This window comes from Streptomyces sp. TOM-9 (genome assembly GCF_056858595.1).
The window spans coordinates 6,110,523-6,124,729 of the sequence record NZ_JBXEQB010000001.1 but is presented as its reverse complement, the minus strand read 5'-3'; the positions used below and the strand labels follow the sequence as shown (position 1 = coordinate 6,124,729).

Sequence of the window (14,207 nt, the reverse complement as noted above, 5' to 3'; positions counted from 1 at the left end):
CGCACCGCGACGTGGGGGCCCGTGCCACCGCCCCCGCGTCACTCCCCCTCCGCCCGCGCCCCGTACACCCGCCCGGGGGGCTCCGCCGCCGCGAGCAGCTTCACGGCGGCCTCCCCCGCCTCCGCGGGCGTCCAGCGGGCGCCCCGGTCGGCGGTCGGCCCCGGCCGCCAGCCCTCCATGACCGTGATGCGGCCGCCCTCGGCCTCGAAGACCCGCCCCGTGACACCGGCCGAGGCGGCCGACCCGAGCCAGACGACGAGCGGCGAGACGTTCCCCGGCGCCATGGCGTCGAAGGCGCCTGCCCCGGGCGCGGCCATGGCCTCGGCGAAGACCGCCTCGGTCATCCGGGTCCGGGCCGCCGGGGCGACGGCGTTGACCCGTACCCCGTACCGCGCCAGCTCCGCGGCGGCCACCAGGGTCAGGCCGACGACGCCCGCCTTGGCGGCCGCGTAGTTGCCCTGCCCGACGCTGCCCAGCAGCCCGGCACCGGACGTGGTGGTGACGATCCGCGCGTCAGGGGTGCGGCCCGCGCGGGTCTCGGCCCGCCAGTGCGCGGCCGCGTGCCGCAGCGGCAGGAAGTGGCCGGTGAGATGGACCCGCAGGACGGCGTTCCAGTCGTCCTCGTCCAGGTTGACGAGCATCCGGTCACGCAGGAATCCCGCGTTGTTGACCAGGGTGTCCAGCCGCCCGAACGCCTCCAGTGCGGTGGCGACGAGGGACGCCGCCCCCTGCGGGGTGGCGATGTCGCCGTCGTGCACGACGGCCTCGCCGCCCCGGGCACGGATCTCGGCCGCCACCTCGTGGGCGGGCGCGGCCGAACTCCCGGCGCCGTCCGGCCCGCCGCCGAGGTCGTTGACCACGACCCGGGCGCCCTCGGCGGCGAACGCCAGGGCGTGCGCCCGGCCCAGCCCGCGCCCCGCACCGGTGACGGCGACCACGCGCCCGGCGCAGACCCCCGTCGTGGCGCCGCCCTGTGCGGTCATCCCGCCCATCCCGCTCCCCTTCCGTACCCGGCCGCGGTGAGGAACACCGGGGCCTCGCCGCCGCCGTGCAGGTGCAGGCTGGCGCCGCTGATGTAACGGGCCCGCTCGGAGGCGAGGAAGACACAGGCGTCCCCCACCTCCACCGGCTCCGCGAGCCGCCCGAGCGGCACCGTGCGCTCCACGGCGGCGACGCCGTCCTCGTCCCCGTAGTGCAGGTGCGACGACTCGGTGCGGACCATGCCGAGCACCAGGGTGTTGACGCGGATCAGCGGGGCCCATTCGACGGCCATGGAGCGGGCCAGGCTCTCCAGGCCCGCCTTGGCCGCGCCGTAGGCCGCCGTTCCCGGTGAGGGGCGGCCGCCGCTGACGCTGCCGATCATCACGACCGCGCCACCCTCTTGCTGACGGGCCATCACCTGATGGGCGGCGAGCGAGGCGTTGAGCGGCGCCAGCAGATTGAGCTCGACTACCCGCGCGTGCCGTTCGGGTCCCGCCTCGCCGAGCAGCCGGTAGGGCGTCCCGCCCGCGTTGTTGACCAGGACGTCGATGCGCCCGTAGGTCTCCGCCACCGTGTCGAGGACCCCCGCGGTGGCGCCCGGATCGCGCAGGTCCACCGCCCGGAAGTCGGCTCCGTCGGGCGGCGGCCCGGGCGGCGGGCGGCGGGCGCAGACCACGACGCGGGCGCCGGCCTCCGCGAACGCACGGGCGATGCCGGCGCCGACCCCGCGCGTGCCGCCGGTGACGACGGCGACCCGGTCCGACAGATCGACAGTCATGCTCACGCCGGAGTACCTTTCCCCTAACAAACGTTTGGTGGAAAGGTAGCTGATCCACGGATGACTGTCTCCACCGCGCACCCCGAACCCGGCGTCGCCGCCGTCACCGTCGACCACCCGCCGGTCAACGCCCTTCCCGTAAGCGGCTGGTACGAACTGGCGGACGCCCTGCGCGCCGCCGGCCGCGACCCGGGCACCCGCTGCGTCGTCCTGCGCGCCAAGGGCCGCGGCTTCAACGCGGGCGTCGACCTGAAGGAGATGCAGCGCACCGCGGGCCACACGGCCCTGATCGGCGCCAACCGCGGCTGCTACGAGGCCTTCGCCGCCGTCTACGAGTGCGAGGTGCCGGTCGTCGCCGCCGTGCAGGGGCACTGCCTGGGCGGTGGTGTCGGTCTGGTCGGCAACGCGGACGCCGTCGTCGCCGCCGAGGACGCCTCCTTCGGCCTGCCCGAGCTGGACCGCGGCGCCCTGGGCGCGGCCACCCACCTCGCGCGGCTGGTCCCCCAGCACTTGATGCGCACGCTCTACTTCACCTCCCGCACGGTCACCGCCGCCGAACTCCACCGCCACGGCTCGGTCTGGCAGGTCGTGCCCCGCGGGGAACTCGACGCCGCGGCCCTCGCCCTCGCCCGCGAGATCGCGGCCAAGGACGGCGAGCTGCTCCGCCTCGCCAAGGCCGCCATCAACGGCATCGACCCCGTCGACGTCCGCCGCAGCTACCGCTTCGAACAGGGCTTCACCTTCGAGGCCAACCTCAGTGGCGTCGCGGACCGGCACCGCGACGCCTTCGTGTCCGGTTCCGCGTCCGGGTCCGGGGGGCGACGATGAGCGACAAGCTCATGACCGCGGACGAGGTGGCGGCCGAGCTCCGCTCCGGGATGACCGTCGGCATCGGCGGCTGGGGCTCCCGCCGCAAGCCGATGGCCCTGGTGACGGCCCTCCTGCGGTCCGGCGTCACGGACCTGACGGTCGTCTCCTTCGGGGGCCCGGACGTCGGCCTGCTGGCCGCGGCGGGCCGGATCCGCAGGCTGGTCACCGCCTTCGTCACCCTGGACTCGATCCCGCTCGAACCGCACTTCCGCGCCGCCCGGCAACGCGGCGCCCTGGAACTCGGCGAGCTGGACGAGGCCATGATGATGTGGGGCCTGACCGCGGCCGCCCACCGGCTGCCCTTCCTGCCGGTGCGCGCCGGGCTCGGCTCCGACGTGATGCGGGTCAACCCCTGGCTGCGGACGGTCACCTCGCCCTACGACGACGGGGAGGAGCTGGTCGCCGTCCCCGCGCTGCACCTGGACGCCGCCCTGGTGCACCTCAACCGCGCCGACGCCCGCGGCAACGGCCAGTACCTCGGCCCCGACCCGTACTTCGACGACCTGTTCTGCGAGGCGGCGGACACCGCCTATGTGTCGTGCGAACGCGTCGTGGACACCGCCGACCTGCTCAAGGCGGCCGGCCCCCAGTCCCTTCTGGTGAAGCGGCAGTTCGTCACCGGGGTCGTCGAGGCCCCGCACGGAGCGCACTTCACCTCCTGCGTCCCCGACTACGACCGCGACGAGGACGTCCAGCGGGAGTACGCCCGGGCCGCCGCCGATCCCGACGCCTGGACGGCCTTCGCGGAACGTCTGGTGTCCGGCGCGGGGAAGGAACGGCCGTGAACCCCACCCGCGCCGAATACGCCGTCGTCGCCTGCGCCGAGGCGTGGCGTGGCGACGGCGAGGTGCTGGCCGCCCCCATGGGGCTGATCCCCTCCCTGGGCGCGCGGCTGGCCCGGCTGACCTTCGCACCCGGCCTGCTGCTCACCGACGGTGAGGCCCTCCTCCTGGACGCGGCGGGCGAGGTGGAGGGCTGGCTGCCCTACCGGCAGCACCTGGCGCTGGTCACCGGCGGGCGGCGGCACGTCATGATGGGCGCGAGCCAGCTCGACCGGTACGGCAACCAGAACATCTCCTGCATCGGCGACTGGCGGCGTCCCACCCGGCAGCTGCTGGGGGTGCGGGGCGCGCCCGTCAACACGCTCAACAACCCGACCAGCTACTGGGTGCCGCGGCATTCGCCCCGCGTCTTCGTCGAACGCGTCGACATGGTGTGCGGCGTCGGCCACGACAGGGCGGCCGCCGCCGGCCCGTCCGCCACCCGGTTCCACGACATCCGGCGGGTCGTCAGCGACCTCGGCGTCTTCGACTTCGAGACCCCCGAACGCACCATGCGCGTCCGGTCCCTGCACCCCGGGGTGAGCCCGGCCGCCCTCCAGGAGGCCACCGGCTTCCCGCTGCCGCTCCCCGCGGACCCGCCGCGCACCCGCGCGCCCGGCGCCGAGGAACTGCGGCTGATCCGTACCGTCCTCGACCCCGAGGGGCTGCGGGAGCGGGAGGTGCGGGCCTGATGGAGACCGCGCTGACCCGGCTCGTCGGGGTCCGCCACCCCCTGGTGCAGACCGGCATGGGCTGGGTCGCCGGTCCCCGCCTGGTGTCGGCGACGGCGAACGCCGGCGCGCTCGGCATCCTCGCCTCGGCCACCATGAGCCCGGAGCATCTGCGCCGGGCTGTGCGGGAGGTACGGGAGCGCACCGAGGGGGCGCCGTTCGGGGTCAACCTGCGGGCGGACGCGGGCGACGCCGCGGAAAGGGTGCGCATCATCGTCGAGGAGGACGTCCGCGTCGCCTCCTTCGCGCTGGCCCCCACCCGTGAACTCATCGGCCGTCTCAAGGACGCGGGGGTGGTCGTCATCCCCTCCGTCGGCGCGCGGCGGCACGCCGAGAAGGTCGCCGCCTGGGGCGCGGACGCCGTGATGGTGCAGGGCGCCGAGGGCGGCGGCCACACGGGGCACGTCGCCACCACGGTGCTGCTGCCGCAGGTCGTGGACGCCGTCGGCATCCCCGTGATCGCGGCGGGCGGCTTCTTCGACGGCCGCGGCCTGGCGGCCGCCCTCGCGTACGGTGCGGCGGGCGTCGGTATGGGGACCCGCTTCCTGCTCACCTCCGACAGCCCGGTGCCCGACCCGGTCAAGGCCCGCTACCTGGCCGCGTCCGTGCGGGACGTCGTCGTCACCGACCGCGTCGACGGGCTGCCGCACCGCATGCTCCGCACCGACCTGGTGGCCGCCCTGGAGCGCTCGGGGAAGGCGGCCGCCCTGCTGCGGGCCCTGCGGCACGCGGCGGCCTTCCGCCGCGTCTCGGGGATGGGCCCGCGCGCCATGGTCCGCGACGGCCTGGCGATGCGGCACGGCAGAAAGCTGACCTGGAGTCAGACCCTGCTCGCCGCCGGCACGCCGATGATGCTGAAGTCCGCGATGGTCGACGGCCGCCCGGACCTGGGGGTGATGGCCGCCGGGCAGGTCGCGGGCGTGATCGGCGACCTGCCCTCCTGCGCGGAACTCGTCGCTCGCGTCATGGCCGACGCCGAGGACGCCCTCGCCCGGCTGGCCTCCCTCGCCACGCCCGCCTGAGGGCCCGTGGCGGGCCCCCTCGCGGCCGCCCGGCCACGCGACGGCAAAGCGGTACCCGCGGACCGCTGACGCCACCCTCACGGACGACCACGCGTCCCCGGCGTGCAGGCCCCCGTGCCCTTTCCGGCCGCCGACGACGCCCGGCCCCAGCACCATCGCGGCTGCAGCCGCATGCCGCAGCCGACTCCGCGACGGCGGCAATGCCCCGGGCACCGTGGGCGCCCGCCGAACTTGCGCAAGAGCTCGTCCTCGCCGCCAAGGGCCTCGCCGAGCAGACCCAGCCGATCCCGGCGATGCTCCCGCCGCGGCTGCCGGCCTACGAGGTCACCGATGCCCACGGCCCGGGGCCCAGACGCGCCGCGAGCGCTGCCAGGGCCGAGGGAGGCCCGCTGCGACGGGCACGCCACCCCTCATGGCCCGGCCGAGCGGAGCGGCCCCGCACACGGACCGGCGAAGGCGCCACGTCTCCCGTCGTCGCCGCCGGCGGCGCCACCCGGGCGAACGGGCCCGGCGGCGCTCACCCCACCGGTCGAGCCGCCCCGGGGGAGCGGCGCGCCGCCTTGATCACGTGCGCCACGGCTGTTGCCATGACGCACTATGGCGACGACGCATGAGCTGACGTCACCGGATGCCCGGCCCCGCGCGCGCCACGCCGCACCGCCGCGCAGCCGCCCGCACTCCGAGGTCCATCTGCTCGCCTCCCTGGCGGCGCTCTTCACCGTGGTCCAGCTCCTCCTGGTCGTCGCGCCCGGCATGGGCCTCGGCTGGGACGAGTCGGTCTACGTCAGCCAGGTCTCCCCGGACATCCCTTCGGCCTTCTTCAGCGCGCCCCGCTCCCGGGGCGTGCCGGTCCTCGTCGCGCCGATCGCGCTGCTGACCGCGTCGACCCTCGCGCTCCGGGTCTATCTGGCGGTCCTGTCGGGCGCGGCCCTGTTCCTGGCCCTGTGGCTGTGGCGGCCGCTGCTCGGCACCCGGGTGGTGGCGCTGGCCGGGCTGCTCTTCACCGGGCTGTGGGTGACCCTGCTGTACGGCCCCCAGGCGATGCCCAACCTCTGGGTCGCGCTGGTGGCCCTGATCGCGGTGGGCTGCTACCTGCACGCGGCGGCGCCGGGCCACACCGGCCGGGGCGCACTCGCCGGCCTGGCGGTGGCGTTCGCCGCGCTGACCCTGCTGCGCCCGCACGACGCCGCCTGGCTGGCCCTGCCCCTGGGCGTCGCCGCGCTCTTCGTGCGCGGCCGGCGCCGGCCGGTGCTGCTCGCGGCCATCGCGGCCGGGGTGCTGCTGGGCGGCGCCCAGTGGGTGGTCGAGGCGTTCACCAGCTACGGCGGCATCCTGGCCCGGATGGACCGCGCGAACGCCATCGAGGGCGGCCTCGGCTGGCACCTGGCCTTCGCCGACCAGCTCAGCACCCTGGACGCGTCGCACACACTGTGCCGCCCCTGCGACGCCGTCTGGCAGCACAAGGGGGACGCCGTGTGGTGGTTCGCCCTGCCCGTCCTGGTGGCGGCCGGGGTCGCCCTCGCGCCGCGCCGCGAGGGGCAGGCGCCCGGGGCGCGGTTCCTGCCGGCGGTGTGCGGCCTGTCCCTTGCGCTGCCCTATCTGGTGCTCATCGACTACGCCGCACCGCGCTTCCTGCTCCCCGCGTACGCCCTGCTCGCCCTGCCCGCGGCCCAGTGCCTCCTCCTGCTCCCCGCGCGGGTACGGCCGGCGCTGCGCCCGGCCGTCACCGGCGCCGTGGTCGCCGTCGTGCTCGCGCAGCTCGTCACCCAGCAGATCGTGCTCCACCGCGCGGTGCGCAGCTCGACCATCGGCAACGAGGACTACGCCCGCATGGCCGCGGAACTGAACCGGCTGGGGGTGCGCCCGCCGTGCCTGGTGACCGGGCCGATGGCGACGCCCGTCGGCTACCAGGCACGCTGCGCCTCCGGCCAGACCGCGGGGAACAACGAGAACCTGACCCCGGCCGGCATCCTGCGCCTGGCCCGCACCCAGCCCGTCGCCGTCCTCACCCCGCGGGGCGGGCAACCGCCCGCGTACGCGCGTGACTGGCCCTCCCACCCGCTGCCGGACCTGAACTACCACCAGGGCTACCGCGTCCACCTCTCGCCCAGGTGACGGCCACAATGGACGGGTGATCCCGGACGTCCGCCTGCCCTCCCCGCTGGTCGAGCTGCGCGACGACGAGCGGCTGGCCGGGCGCGGCGTCCGGATGCTCGTCAAGCGGGACGACCTGATCCACCCCGACCTGCCGGGCAACAAGTGGCGCAAGCTCCACCTCAACCTGCGGGCCGCCTTCGACGGCGGCCACCGCCGCCTGCTGACCTTCGGCGGCGCCTACTCCAACCACCTGCGCGCCACCGCCGCCGCGGGCCGGCTGCTCGGCATCGCCACCACGGGCGTCGTCCGCGGCGACGAGCTGGCCGGGCGCCCGCTCAACCCCTCCCTCGCGCGGGCCGCCGCCGACGGCATGCGGCTTCACTTCGTCGACCGGGGCACCTACCGCCGCAAGGACGAACCTGAGGTCCTGGCGGCCCTCCTGGACCGTCTGGGGCCCGCCTACGTCCTCCCCGAGGGCGGCAGCAACGCGCTCGCCGCACGGGGCTGCGTGGCGCTCGGCGAGGAGCTGCGCGGCAGGGCGGACGTCGTGGGCGTGGCCTGCGGGACGGGCGGCACCCTGGCGGGCCTGGCGGCCGGTCTGGATCCGGGGCAGCGGGTCATCGGGTTCCCGGTCCTCAAGGGCGGCGGGTTCCTGGCCGGGGAGATACGCCGCCTCCAGGAGGCGGCGTTCGGCGGGCCGCGCGGGTCCTGGCTGCTGGACGACCGCTTCCACCACGGCGGCTACGCCCGCACCTCGCCCGAGCTCCATGCGTTCGCGGCGGACTTCGGCACGCGGCACGGTTTCGTCCCGGACCCCGTCTACGTCGCGAAGATGCTCCACGGCCTGTTCTCGCTGGCGCAGGAAGGTGCCTTCGCGCCCGGGACGACGGTCGTGGCCGTCGTGACCGGGCGGCCGACCGGTTAGCCTTGCTGGCATGATCCGAGCCGCGACACCTGCCGACGTCCCGGAGATCCACGCGATGATCCGCGAACTCGCGGAGTACGAACGGGAGCCGGACAGCGCGCGGGCCACCACGCAGCAGCTCCACGACGCGCTCTTCGGCCCGGATCCGGCCGTCTTCGCGCTCCTGGCCGAGGACGACGCCCTGGGCACGCCCGTGGGCTTCGCGCTGTGGTTCCGGAACTTCTCCACCTGGACCGGGACCCACGGCGTCTACCTGGAGGACCTGTACGTGCGCCCCTCTGCGCGCGGCGGCGGCCACGGCAAGGCCCTGCTCGCCGGACTCGCCGCCATATGCGTGGAACGGGGCTACGAACGTTTCGAATGGTCCGTGCTGGACTGGAACGAGCCGTCCCTCGCCTTCTACCGTGCGATGGGCGCCCGCCCCCAGGACGAATGGACGGTGCAACGACTGACCGGCGACCCCCTTCGTGCCCTCGCTGAGCAGGCACGTGTCAACAAAGCGACATCTCTTTCGATTTGACACCGCCGACCACTAGCGACGTTGCGTGCTCGTGCGCCTACTATGGGTGACAGCCATGGGGTGCCGGGTCAGGGCTCATTCATGGCGGCGACCGTGCTCCGTCCGGGCGACACCGGGGTACGGATCGCGATAGCGTCGCTGGCGAACCGAATCAGATCCAGTGCAATGCCGATGTGGGCAGTGCGTGTGCCACCTTGGAGGTGAGGGTGTCCCAGATCGCAGGCGAGCCCGGGTCGAAGGACTTCGTCGAGGTCCGGCTGCCCGCGGCGGGGGCCTACCTGTCGGTGCTGCGTACGGCGACGGCAGGACTTGCGGCCCGCTTGGACTTCACCCTCGACGAGATCGAAGACCTGCGCATCGCCGTGGACGAGGCGTGCGCCATCCTGCTCCAGCAGGCCGTCCCGGGGTCCGTGCTGAGCTGCGTCTTCCGCCTGGTCGGGGACGCCCTGTGGGTGACCGTGTCGGCGCCCACCACTGACGGCCGCGCCCCGGAGCGCGACACCTTCGCCTGGACCGTGCTGTCCGCGCTGGCCGGCGAGGTGGACTCCAGCGTGGCCGACGACAAGACCGTGAGCATCGCCCTGCACAAGAAGCGCGGTGCCGGACCGGGACAGCTGTAACGGGGGAATCGCCGTGAACGATCTGGAAGGCAGCACGCCGGGGGTGCGGGGCCGCCCCGTACCCGCCCCTGCGGCGCGGCGCCAGGAGGCGCGGCCGCATCCCGGTACCGGGCCCGTGTCCGGCCTCGGGAGCAGTGACGCGGCCGGGCAGACGGATCAGGCGGATCGGGCGGATCGCATGGCGCAGGAGCAGCAGGAACAGCAGGAACAGGACCACGGGCAGGAGCAGCACGGGCACCACGAGACCCACGACCGGGCCGGGGCCCGGGCGCTCTTCGTGGAGCTCAGCAAGCTCCCCCCGGGCTCCCCGGAGCGCGCCGAGCTGCGCAACCGGCTGGTCCGCATGCACCTGCCGCTGGTCGAGCACCTCGCCCGGCGCTTCCGCAACCGGGGCGAGCCGCTCGACGACCTCACCCAGGTCGCCACGATCGGGCTGATCAAGTCCGTGGACCGCTTCGACGTGGACCGCGGGGTGGAGTTCTCCACCTACGCGACCCCCACCGTCGTCGGCGAGATCAAGCGGCACTTCCGCGACAAGGGCTGGGCGGTGCGCGTCCCGCGCCGTCTGCAGGAGCTGCGGCTCGCCCTCACGACGGCGACCGGCGAGCTCTCGCAGCAGCACGGGCGGGCCCCGACGGTGCACGAGCTGGCCGAGCACCTGAAGATCACGGAGGAGGAGGTCCTGGAGGGCCTCGAATCCGCCAACGCCTACAGCACGCTCTCCCTGGACGTGCCCGACACCGACGACGAGTCGCCGGCCGTCGCCGACACCCTCGGCGCCGAGGACGACGCGCTGGAGGGCGTGGAGTACCGGGAGTCGCTCAAGCCGCTGCTGGAGCAGCTGCCGCCGCGCGAGAAGAAGATCCTGCTGCTGCGCTTCTTCGGGAACATGACCCAGTCGCAGATCGCCCAGGAGGTCGGCATCTCCCAGATGCACGTCTCCCGGCTGCTGGCCCGGACGCTGGCCCAGCTGCGCGACAAACTCCTGGTCGAGGAGTGACGGGACGGCGGAGGTGACGGCGGCGCCCCCGGGCGCCGCGGCTCACTGCTCCGCCGTACGCCCGATCCCGAGGGCGTCGGTGGCCGCGGGGTGGACCAGGAGCACCAGCTCGGCGACGGCGGCCACTCCCAGCGCGGCACCGGCGGCGATCATGACGCCGCCCGCCTGCACCATGCTCCAGGCGACGGGGAGCGCGACGAGCTGGATGATCAGCGCGGGGCCGCGGCTCCAGCGGCGCGCGTGCCAGAGCCCGTACGCGGCCGCCAGCGGCATGGCCGCCAGGGCGAGGACGGTCACGCCTCCGGCCTCCGCCTGGCGCGGGCTGTCGGGGTCGCCGAGGATCCCTAGGGCCAGCATCGCGATCCCCCAGGCCGCCAGCGCGGCGCCTTCCAGTGCCGCGACCGCGGCCGCCGCCGCGAGGCGGCGCGTACGGCCCGGCTGCGCGGGCTTCTCGTTGCCACTCACCCCAGCAGGGTAGCCGCCGTATCCGGGCCACCAGGGGTGCGGCCCGGTACCGCCCGGTAGGTACCCTGGCGGGCATGCGCGCCCTTCTCGTGGTCAACCCAGCCGCCACCACCACCAGCGCCCGGACGCGTGACGTACTCGCGCACGCGCTCGCCAGCGACCTGAAGCTGGAGGTCGCCGCGACCGAGTACCGCGGCCACGCCCGCGACCTCGCGCGGCAGGCCGCGGAGGGCGGGGAGATCGAGCTGGTCGTCGCCCTGGGCGGGGACGGCACGGTCAACGAGGTGGTCAACGGTCTGCTGCACAACGGCCCCGACCCCGACGGCCTGCCGAAGCTCGCGGTGGTGCCCGGCGGGTCCACGAACGTGTTCGCGCGCGCCCTGGGGCTGCCCAACGACGCCGTGGAGGCGACCGGCGCGCTGCTGGACGCGCTGCGCGAGCGCAGCTCCCGCACGGTCGGCCTGGGCCTGGTGAGCGGCACCCCGGGCACGGAGGACGAGGGGGTGCCGGCGCGCTGGTTCACCTTCTGCGCCGGGCTGGGATTCGACGCGGGCGTCGTGGGACGGGTGGAACAGCAGCGCGAGCACGGCAAGCGCTCCACCCACGCGCTCTACATACGCCAGGTCGTGCGCCAGTTCCTCACCGAGCCGAACCGGCGCGCCGGTGCGATCACCCTGGACCGGCCGGGTGAGGACCCGGTGACCGACCTCGTGCTGGCCCTGGTGTGCAACACCGCGCCGTGGACCTACCTGGGCAACCGCCCGATCTACGCCTCGCCGCGCGCGTCCTTCGACACCGCCCTCGACGTGCTGGGACTCTCCCGGCTGACCAGCACGGCGGTCACCCGCTACGCCACCCAGCTGCTCCGTTCGACCCCGGAGCGCGGGCCGCAGGGCAAGCACGCGACCTCCCTGCACGATCTGACGGACTTCACCTTGCATTCGCAGGCGCCACTGCCGTTCCAGGTGGACGGAGACCACCTGGGACTGCGAATGAGCGCAACCTTCACAGGCGTACGCCGTGCACTGCGTGTGATTGTGTAAGCAGAAGGACATAAAGTCCTTTCACTCGAACGTTTAGGCTGCCCTACACCCCATGGAAGTACGGCTGTGACGGAGCCGACACCGAGGATTCAAAAAAAACTTTTCGGAAGGGGTTGTATCCGCAGCCCAGGTTTGCGAGGCTCTTCCTGGCGATCGGGACAGCCGCTCATCGGGCGTCCTCGGTAGCCGGAATCCTCACCACACCCCCGCGGGACCGCACCAGGAGACTGGGCGATGTCCCGTGTCGTGTCTGAGGATTCGTGAAAGCGTTCACATTCACAAGCAACTTACATGCAACACAAGGAGATGGAGCAGCCATGGACTGGCGTCACAACGCCGTTTGCCGCGAGGAAGACCCCGAGCTCTTCTTCCCCATCGGCAACACCGGTCCTGCGCTGCTGCAGATCGAGGAAGCCAAGGCCGTCTGCCGCCGCTGCCCCGTGATGGAGCAGTGCCTGCAGTGGGCGCTGGAGACCGGCCAGGACGCCGGCGTGTGGGGTGGCCTCAGCGAGGACGAGCGTCGCGCAATGAAGCGCCGCGCCGCCCGCAACCGCGCCCGCAACGCCAGCGCCTGACGCACTCGCTTACCCCCGAGCCGCAGCGCGCAGCACCTCCGAACCGCGCAGCATCGCGACGCGAAGAGCCCCGGCCGCTCCCCGAGCAGCCGGGGCTTCGGCGTTCCCGGAGCCCGCTCCTGCGAGGTCTGCCGACCCGCCGGACCCGCCGGACTCGCAGCACCTCGACGGGTTTCAGCCCTCCAGCGGCAGTTCCAGGACGACCTTCGTCCCGCGTTCCCCGGCCGGGACCATGTCGAAGCTTCCGCCCAACTCCCCCACCACCAGGGTCCGTACGATCTGCAGCCCCAGGTTGCCGGCCCGCTGCGGGTCGAACTCCGCGGGCAGGCCGCGCCCGTCGTCCCGTACCGCGATGCCCAGCTTCTGCCCGTGCCGTTCGGCGGCCACCTCGACGGTGCCCTGCTCGCCCGGCCCGAACCCGTGCTCCAGGGCGTTCTGCAGCAGTTCGGTGAGGACCATCGACAGCGGGGTGGCCACCTCGGCCGTCAGGATGCCGAACCGCCCGCTGCGGCGCGCGGTGACCCTGCCCGGGGAGATCTCGGCGACCATCGCCAGCACGCGGTCGGCGATCTCGTCGAACTCGACGCACTCGTCGAGGTTCTGCGACAGGGTCTCGTGCACGATCGCGATCGAGCCGACCCGCCGCACCGCCTCCTCCAGCGCCTCCCGGCCCTTGTCGGAGTCCATCCGCCGGGCCTGCAGCCGCAGCAGCGCCGCGACCGTCTGCAGGTTGTTCTTCACCCGGTGGTGGATCTCCCGGATGGTGGCGTCCTTGGTCATCAGCTCGCGCTCCCGGCGGCGCAGCTCGGTCACGTCCCGCAGCAGCACCAGGGAGCCGTTGTGCGTGCCCTTGGGGCTCAGCGGGATCGCCCTCAGCTGGATGACGCCGCCGTTGCCCTCGATCTCGGTCTCCCGCGGCGCCTTGCCGCCGGCGACGGTCACCAGCGCCTCGTGGCTCTTGGTCCGCGAAGGGGCCAGTTCGGCGGAGACGGAGCCCAGGTGGTGGCCGACGAGGTCGGCGGCCAGGCCGAGCCGGTGGTAGGCGGAGAGCGCGTTGGGACTGGCGTACTGGACGACGCCCTCGGCGTCGAGCCGGATCAGGCCGTCGCCGACCCGCGGCGAGGCGTCCATGTCGACCTGCTCGGAGGGGAACGGGAAGCTGCCCGCCGCGATCATCTGCGCCAGGTCGGACGCGCTCTGCAGGTAGGTGAGCTCCAGGCGGCTGGGGGTCCGCACGGTGAGCAGGTTGGTGTTGCGGGCGATGACCCCGAGGACCCGCCCCGCACGGCGCACCGGGATGGACTCGACCCGGACCGGGACCTCCTCGCGCCACTCCGGGTCACCCTCCCGGACGATCCGGCCCTCGTCGAGTGCGGCGTCCAGCATCGGGCGCCGGCCGCGCGGCACCAGGTGGCCGACCATGTCGTCCTGGTACGAGGTCGGGCCGGTGTTCGGCCGCATCTGGGCGACGGAGACGTAGCGCGTCCCGTCACTCGTCGGGACCCACAGCACGAGGTCCGCGAAGGAGAGGTCGGAGAGCAGTTGCCACTCCGATACCAGCAGGTGGAGCCACTCGAGATCGGAATCGTCGAGGTCCGTGTGCTGGCGTACGAGATCGTTCATGGAGGGCACGCAAATGAGCGTATCCCGCGCTCATGGCAGGCGCCGTCATCCAGTCCCCACAAAGGTCTCCGACGACCTATGATCTGACTGCGTCACCTTGTGGACAGGCGTTAGTGGTCTAGTCCAGAATTGACGT

At 73.8% G+C, this 14,207-nt stretch carries 15 protein-coding genes; 11 read left to right on the top strand and 4 right to left on the bottom strand.

Features of this window, described 5'->3' with window-relative positions:
- Window positions 1-38: 38 nt before the first annotated feature.
- Window positions 39-983 (bottom strand): SDR family oxidoreductase, encoded by a 945-nt coding sequence (locus tag AC1VWI_RS28705; protein WP_499513888.1) that lies wholly within the window; start codon window positions 981-983, stop codon window positions 39-41.
- The gene (locus AC1VWI_RS28700) at window positions 980-1,765 is read right to left on the bottom strand and encodes an SDR family oxidoreductase (RefSeq protein WP_499513887.1); all 786 of its coding nucleotides are present in this window, start codon (window positions 1,763-1,765) and stop codon (window positions 980-982) included. The genes AC1VWI_RS28705 and AC1VWI_RS28700 overlap by 4 nt, the downstream gene beginning before the upstream one ends.
- 54 nt (window positions 1,766-1,819) lie before the next feature.
- Here AC1VWI_RS28700 and AC1VWI_RS28695 point away from each other — a divergent pair, with 54 nt between their 5' ends.
- The 9 genes from AC1VWI_RS28695 to AC1VWI_RS28655 all read left to right on the top strand — a co-directional run bounded on the left by AC1VWI_RS28695 (window position 1,820) and on the right by AC1VWI_RS28655 (window position 10,365).
- The gene (locus AC1VWI_RS28695; protein ID WP_499513886.1) at window positions 1,820-2,587 is read left to right on the top strand and encodes an enoyl-CoA hydratase family protein; all 768 of its coding nucleotides are present in this window, start codon (window positions 1,820-1,822) and stop codon (window positions 2,585-2,587) included.
- Window positions 2,584-3,414, top strand: a complete 831-nt coding sequence (locus tag AC1VWI_RS28690) for a CoA transferase subunit A (RefSeq protein ID WP_499513885.1) — start codon at window positions 2,584-2,586, stop codon at window positions 3,412-3,414. The genes AC1VWI_RS28695 and AC1VWI_RS28690 overlap by 4 nt, the downstream gene beginning before the upstream one ends.
- Entirely contained in the window at window positions 3,411-4,142 is a 732-nt protein-coding gene (locus tag AC1VWI_RS28685; RefSeq protein ID WP_499513884.1) for a CoA-transferase subunit beta, read from the top strand. Before AC1VWI_RS28690 ends, AC1VWI_RS28685 begins: the two co-directional genes overlap by 4 nt.
- Window positions 4,142-5,203 (top strand): NAD(P)H-dependent flavin oxidoreductase, encoded by a 1,062-nt coding sequence (locus tag AC1VWI_RS28680; RefSeq protein WP_499513883.1) that lies wholly within the window; start codon window positions 4,142-4,144, stop codon window positions 5,201-5,203. The genes AC1VWI_RS28685 and AC1VWI_RS28680 overlap by 1 nt, the downstream gene beginning before the upstream one ends.
- Before the next feature lie 597 nt (window positions 5,204-5,800).
- Entirely contained in the window at window positions 5,801-7,318 is a 1,518-nt protein-coding gene (locus tag AC1VWI_RS28675) for an ArnT family glycosyltransferase (protein WP_499513882.1), read from the top strand.
- A 16-nt stretch (window positions 7,319-7,334) separates the two neighbouring features.
- Window positions 7,335-8,225: a 1-aminocyclopropane-1-carboxylate deaminase/D-cysteine desulfhydrase gene (locus AC1VWI_RS28670; protein ID WP_499513881.1), complete on the top strand. Its 891-nt coding sequence runs from the start codon at window positions 7,335-7,337 to the stop codon at window positions 8,223-8,225.
- 10 nt (window positions 8,226-8,235) lie between these two features.
- A complete protein-coding gene (locus AC1VWI_RS28665; protein ID WP_499513880.1) occupies window positions 8,236-8,745 on the top strand; it encodes a GNAT family N-acetyltransferase in 510 nt (169 codons plus the stop codon).
- 206 nt (window positions 8,746-8,951) lie between these two features.
- The gene (locus AC1VWI_RS28660; RefSeq protein WP_319138557.1) at window positions 8,952-9,365 is read left to right on the top strand and encodes an ATP-binding protein; all 414 of its coding nucleotides are present in this window, start codon (window positions 8,952-8,954) and stop codon (window positions 9,363-9,365) included.
- A gap of 43 nt (window positions 9,366-9,408) precedes the next feature.
- Window positions 9,409-10,365, top strand: a complete 957-nt coding sequence (locus AC1VWI_RS28655; protein WP_499516941.1) for an RNA polymerase sigma factor SigF — start codon at window positions 9,409-9,411, stop codon at window positions 10,363-10,365.
- Between the two features lie 42 nt (window positions 10,366-10,407).
- Here the strand turns inward: AC1VWI_RS28655 and AC1VWI_RS28650 are convergent, their stop codons facing one another.
- Window positions 10,408-10,830: a hypothetical protein gene (locus AC1VWI_RS28650; protein ID WP_499513879.1), complete on the bottom strand. Its 423-nt coding sequence runs from the start codon at window positions 10,828-10,830 to the stop codon at window positions 10,408-10,410.
- 74 nt (window positions 10,831-10,904) lie between these two features.
- Between AC1VWI_RS28650 and AC1VWI_RS28645 the strand changes: the two genes are divergently transcribed.
- Together AC1VWI_RS28645 and AC1VWI_RS28640 are read left to right on the top strand one after the other, a co-directional pair.
- A complete protein-coding gene (locus AC1VWI_RS28645) occupies window positions 10,905-11,873 on the top strand; it encodes a diacylglycerol/lipid kinase family protein (protein ID WP_499513878.1) in 969 nt (322 codons plus the stop codon).
- A gap of 317 nt (window positions 11,874-12,190) precedes the next feature.
- The gene (locus AC1VWI_RS28640; protein ID WP_018563321.1) at window positions 12,191-12,448 is read left to right on the top strand and encodes a WhiB family transcriptional regulator; all 258 of its coding nucleotides are present in this window, start codon (window positions 12,191-12,193) and stop codon (window positions 12,446-12,448) included.
- A 174-nt stretch (window positions 12,449-12,622) separates the two neighbouring features.
- Here the strand turns inward: AC1VWI_RS28640 and AC1VWI_RS28635 are convergent, their stop codons facing one another.
- Entirely contained in the window at window positions 12,623-14,071 is a 1,449-nt protein-coding gene (locus AC1VWI_RS28635) for a sensor histidine kinase (protein ID WP_499513877.1), read from the bottom strand.
- Window positions 14,072-14,207: the final 136 nt, after the last annotated feature.

What these genes read in the sequence shown, in the direction of transcription:
- AC1VWI_RS28705 (WP_499513888.1), bottom strand. Translation starts at nt 983, where the DNA reads ATGACCGCACAGGGCGGCGCCACGACGGGGGTCTGCGCCGGGCGCGTG.
- AC1VWI_RS28695 (WP_499513886.1), top strand. Translation starts at nt 1,820, where the DNA reads ATGACTGTCTCCACCGCGCACCCCGAACCCGGCGTCGCCGCCGTCACC.
- AC1VWI_RS28690 (WP_499513885.1), top strand. Translation starts at nt 2,584, where the DNA reads ATGAGCGACAAGCTCATGACCGCGGACGAGGTGGCGGCCGAGCTCCGC.
- AC1VWI_RS28680 (WP_499513883.1), top strand. Translation starts at nt 4,142, where the DNA reads ATGGAGACCGCGCTGACCCGGCTCGTCGGGGTCCGCCACCCCCTGGTG.
- AC1VWI_RS28675 (WP_499513882.1), top strand. Translation starts at nt 5,801, where the DNA reads ATGGCGACGACGCATGAGCTGACGTCACCGGATGCCCGGCCCCGCGCG.
- AC1VWI_RS28665 (WP_499513880.1), top strand. Translation starts at nt 8,236, where the DNA reads ATGATCCGAGCCGCGACACCTGCCGACGTCCCGGAGATCCACGCGATG.
- AC1VWI_RS28645 (WP_499513878.1), top strand. Translation starts at nt 10,905, where the DNA reads ATGCGCGCCCTTCTCGTGGTCAACCCAGCCGCCACCACCACCAGCGCC.
- AC1VWI_RS28640 (WP_018563321.1), top strand. Translation starts at nt 12,191, where the DNA reads ATGGACTGGCGTCACAACGCCGTTTGCCGCGAGGAAGACCCCGAGCTC.
- AC1VWI_RS28635 (WP_499513877.1), bottom strand. Translation starts at nt 14,071, where the DNA reads ATGAACGATCTCGTACGCCAGCACACGGACCTCGACGATTCCGATCTC.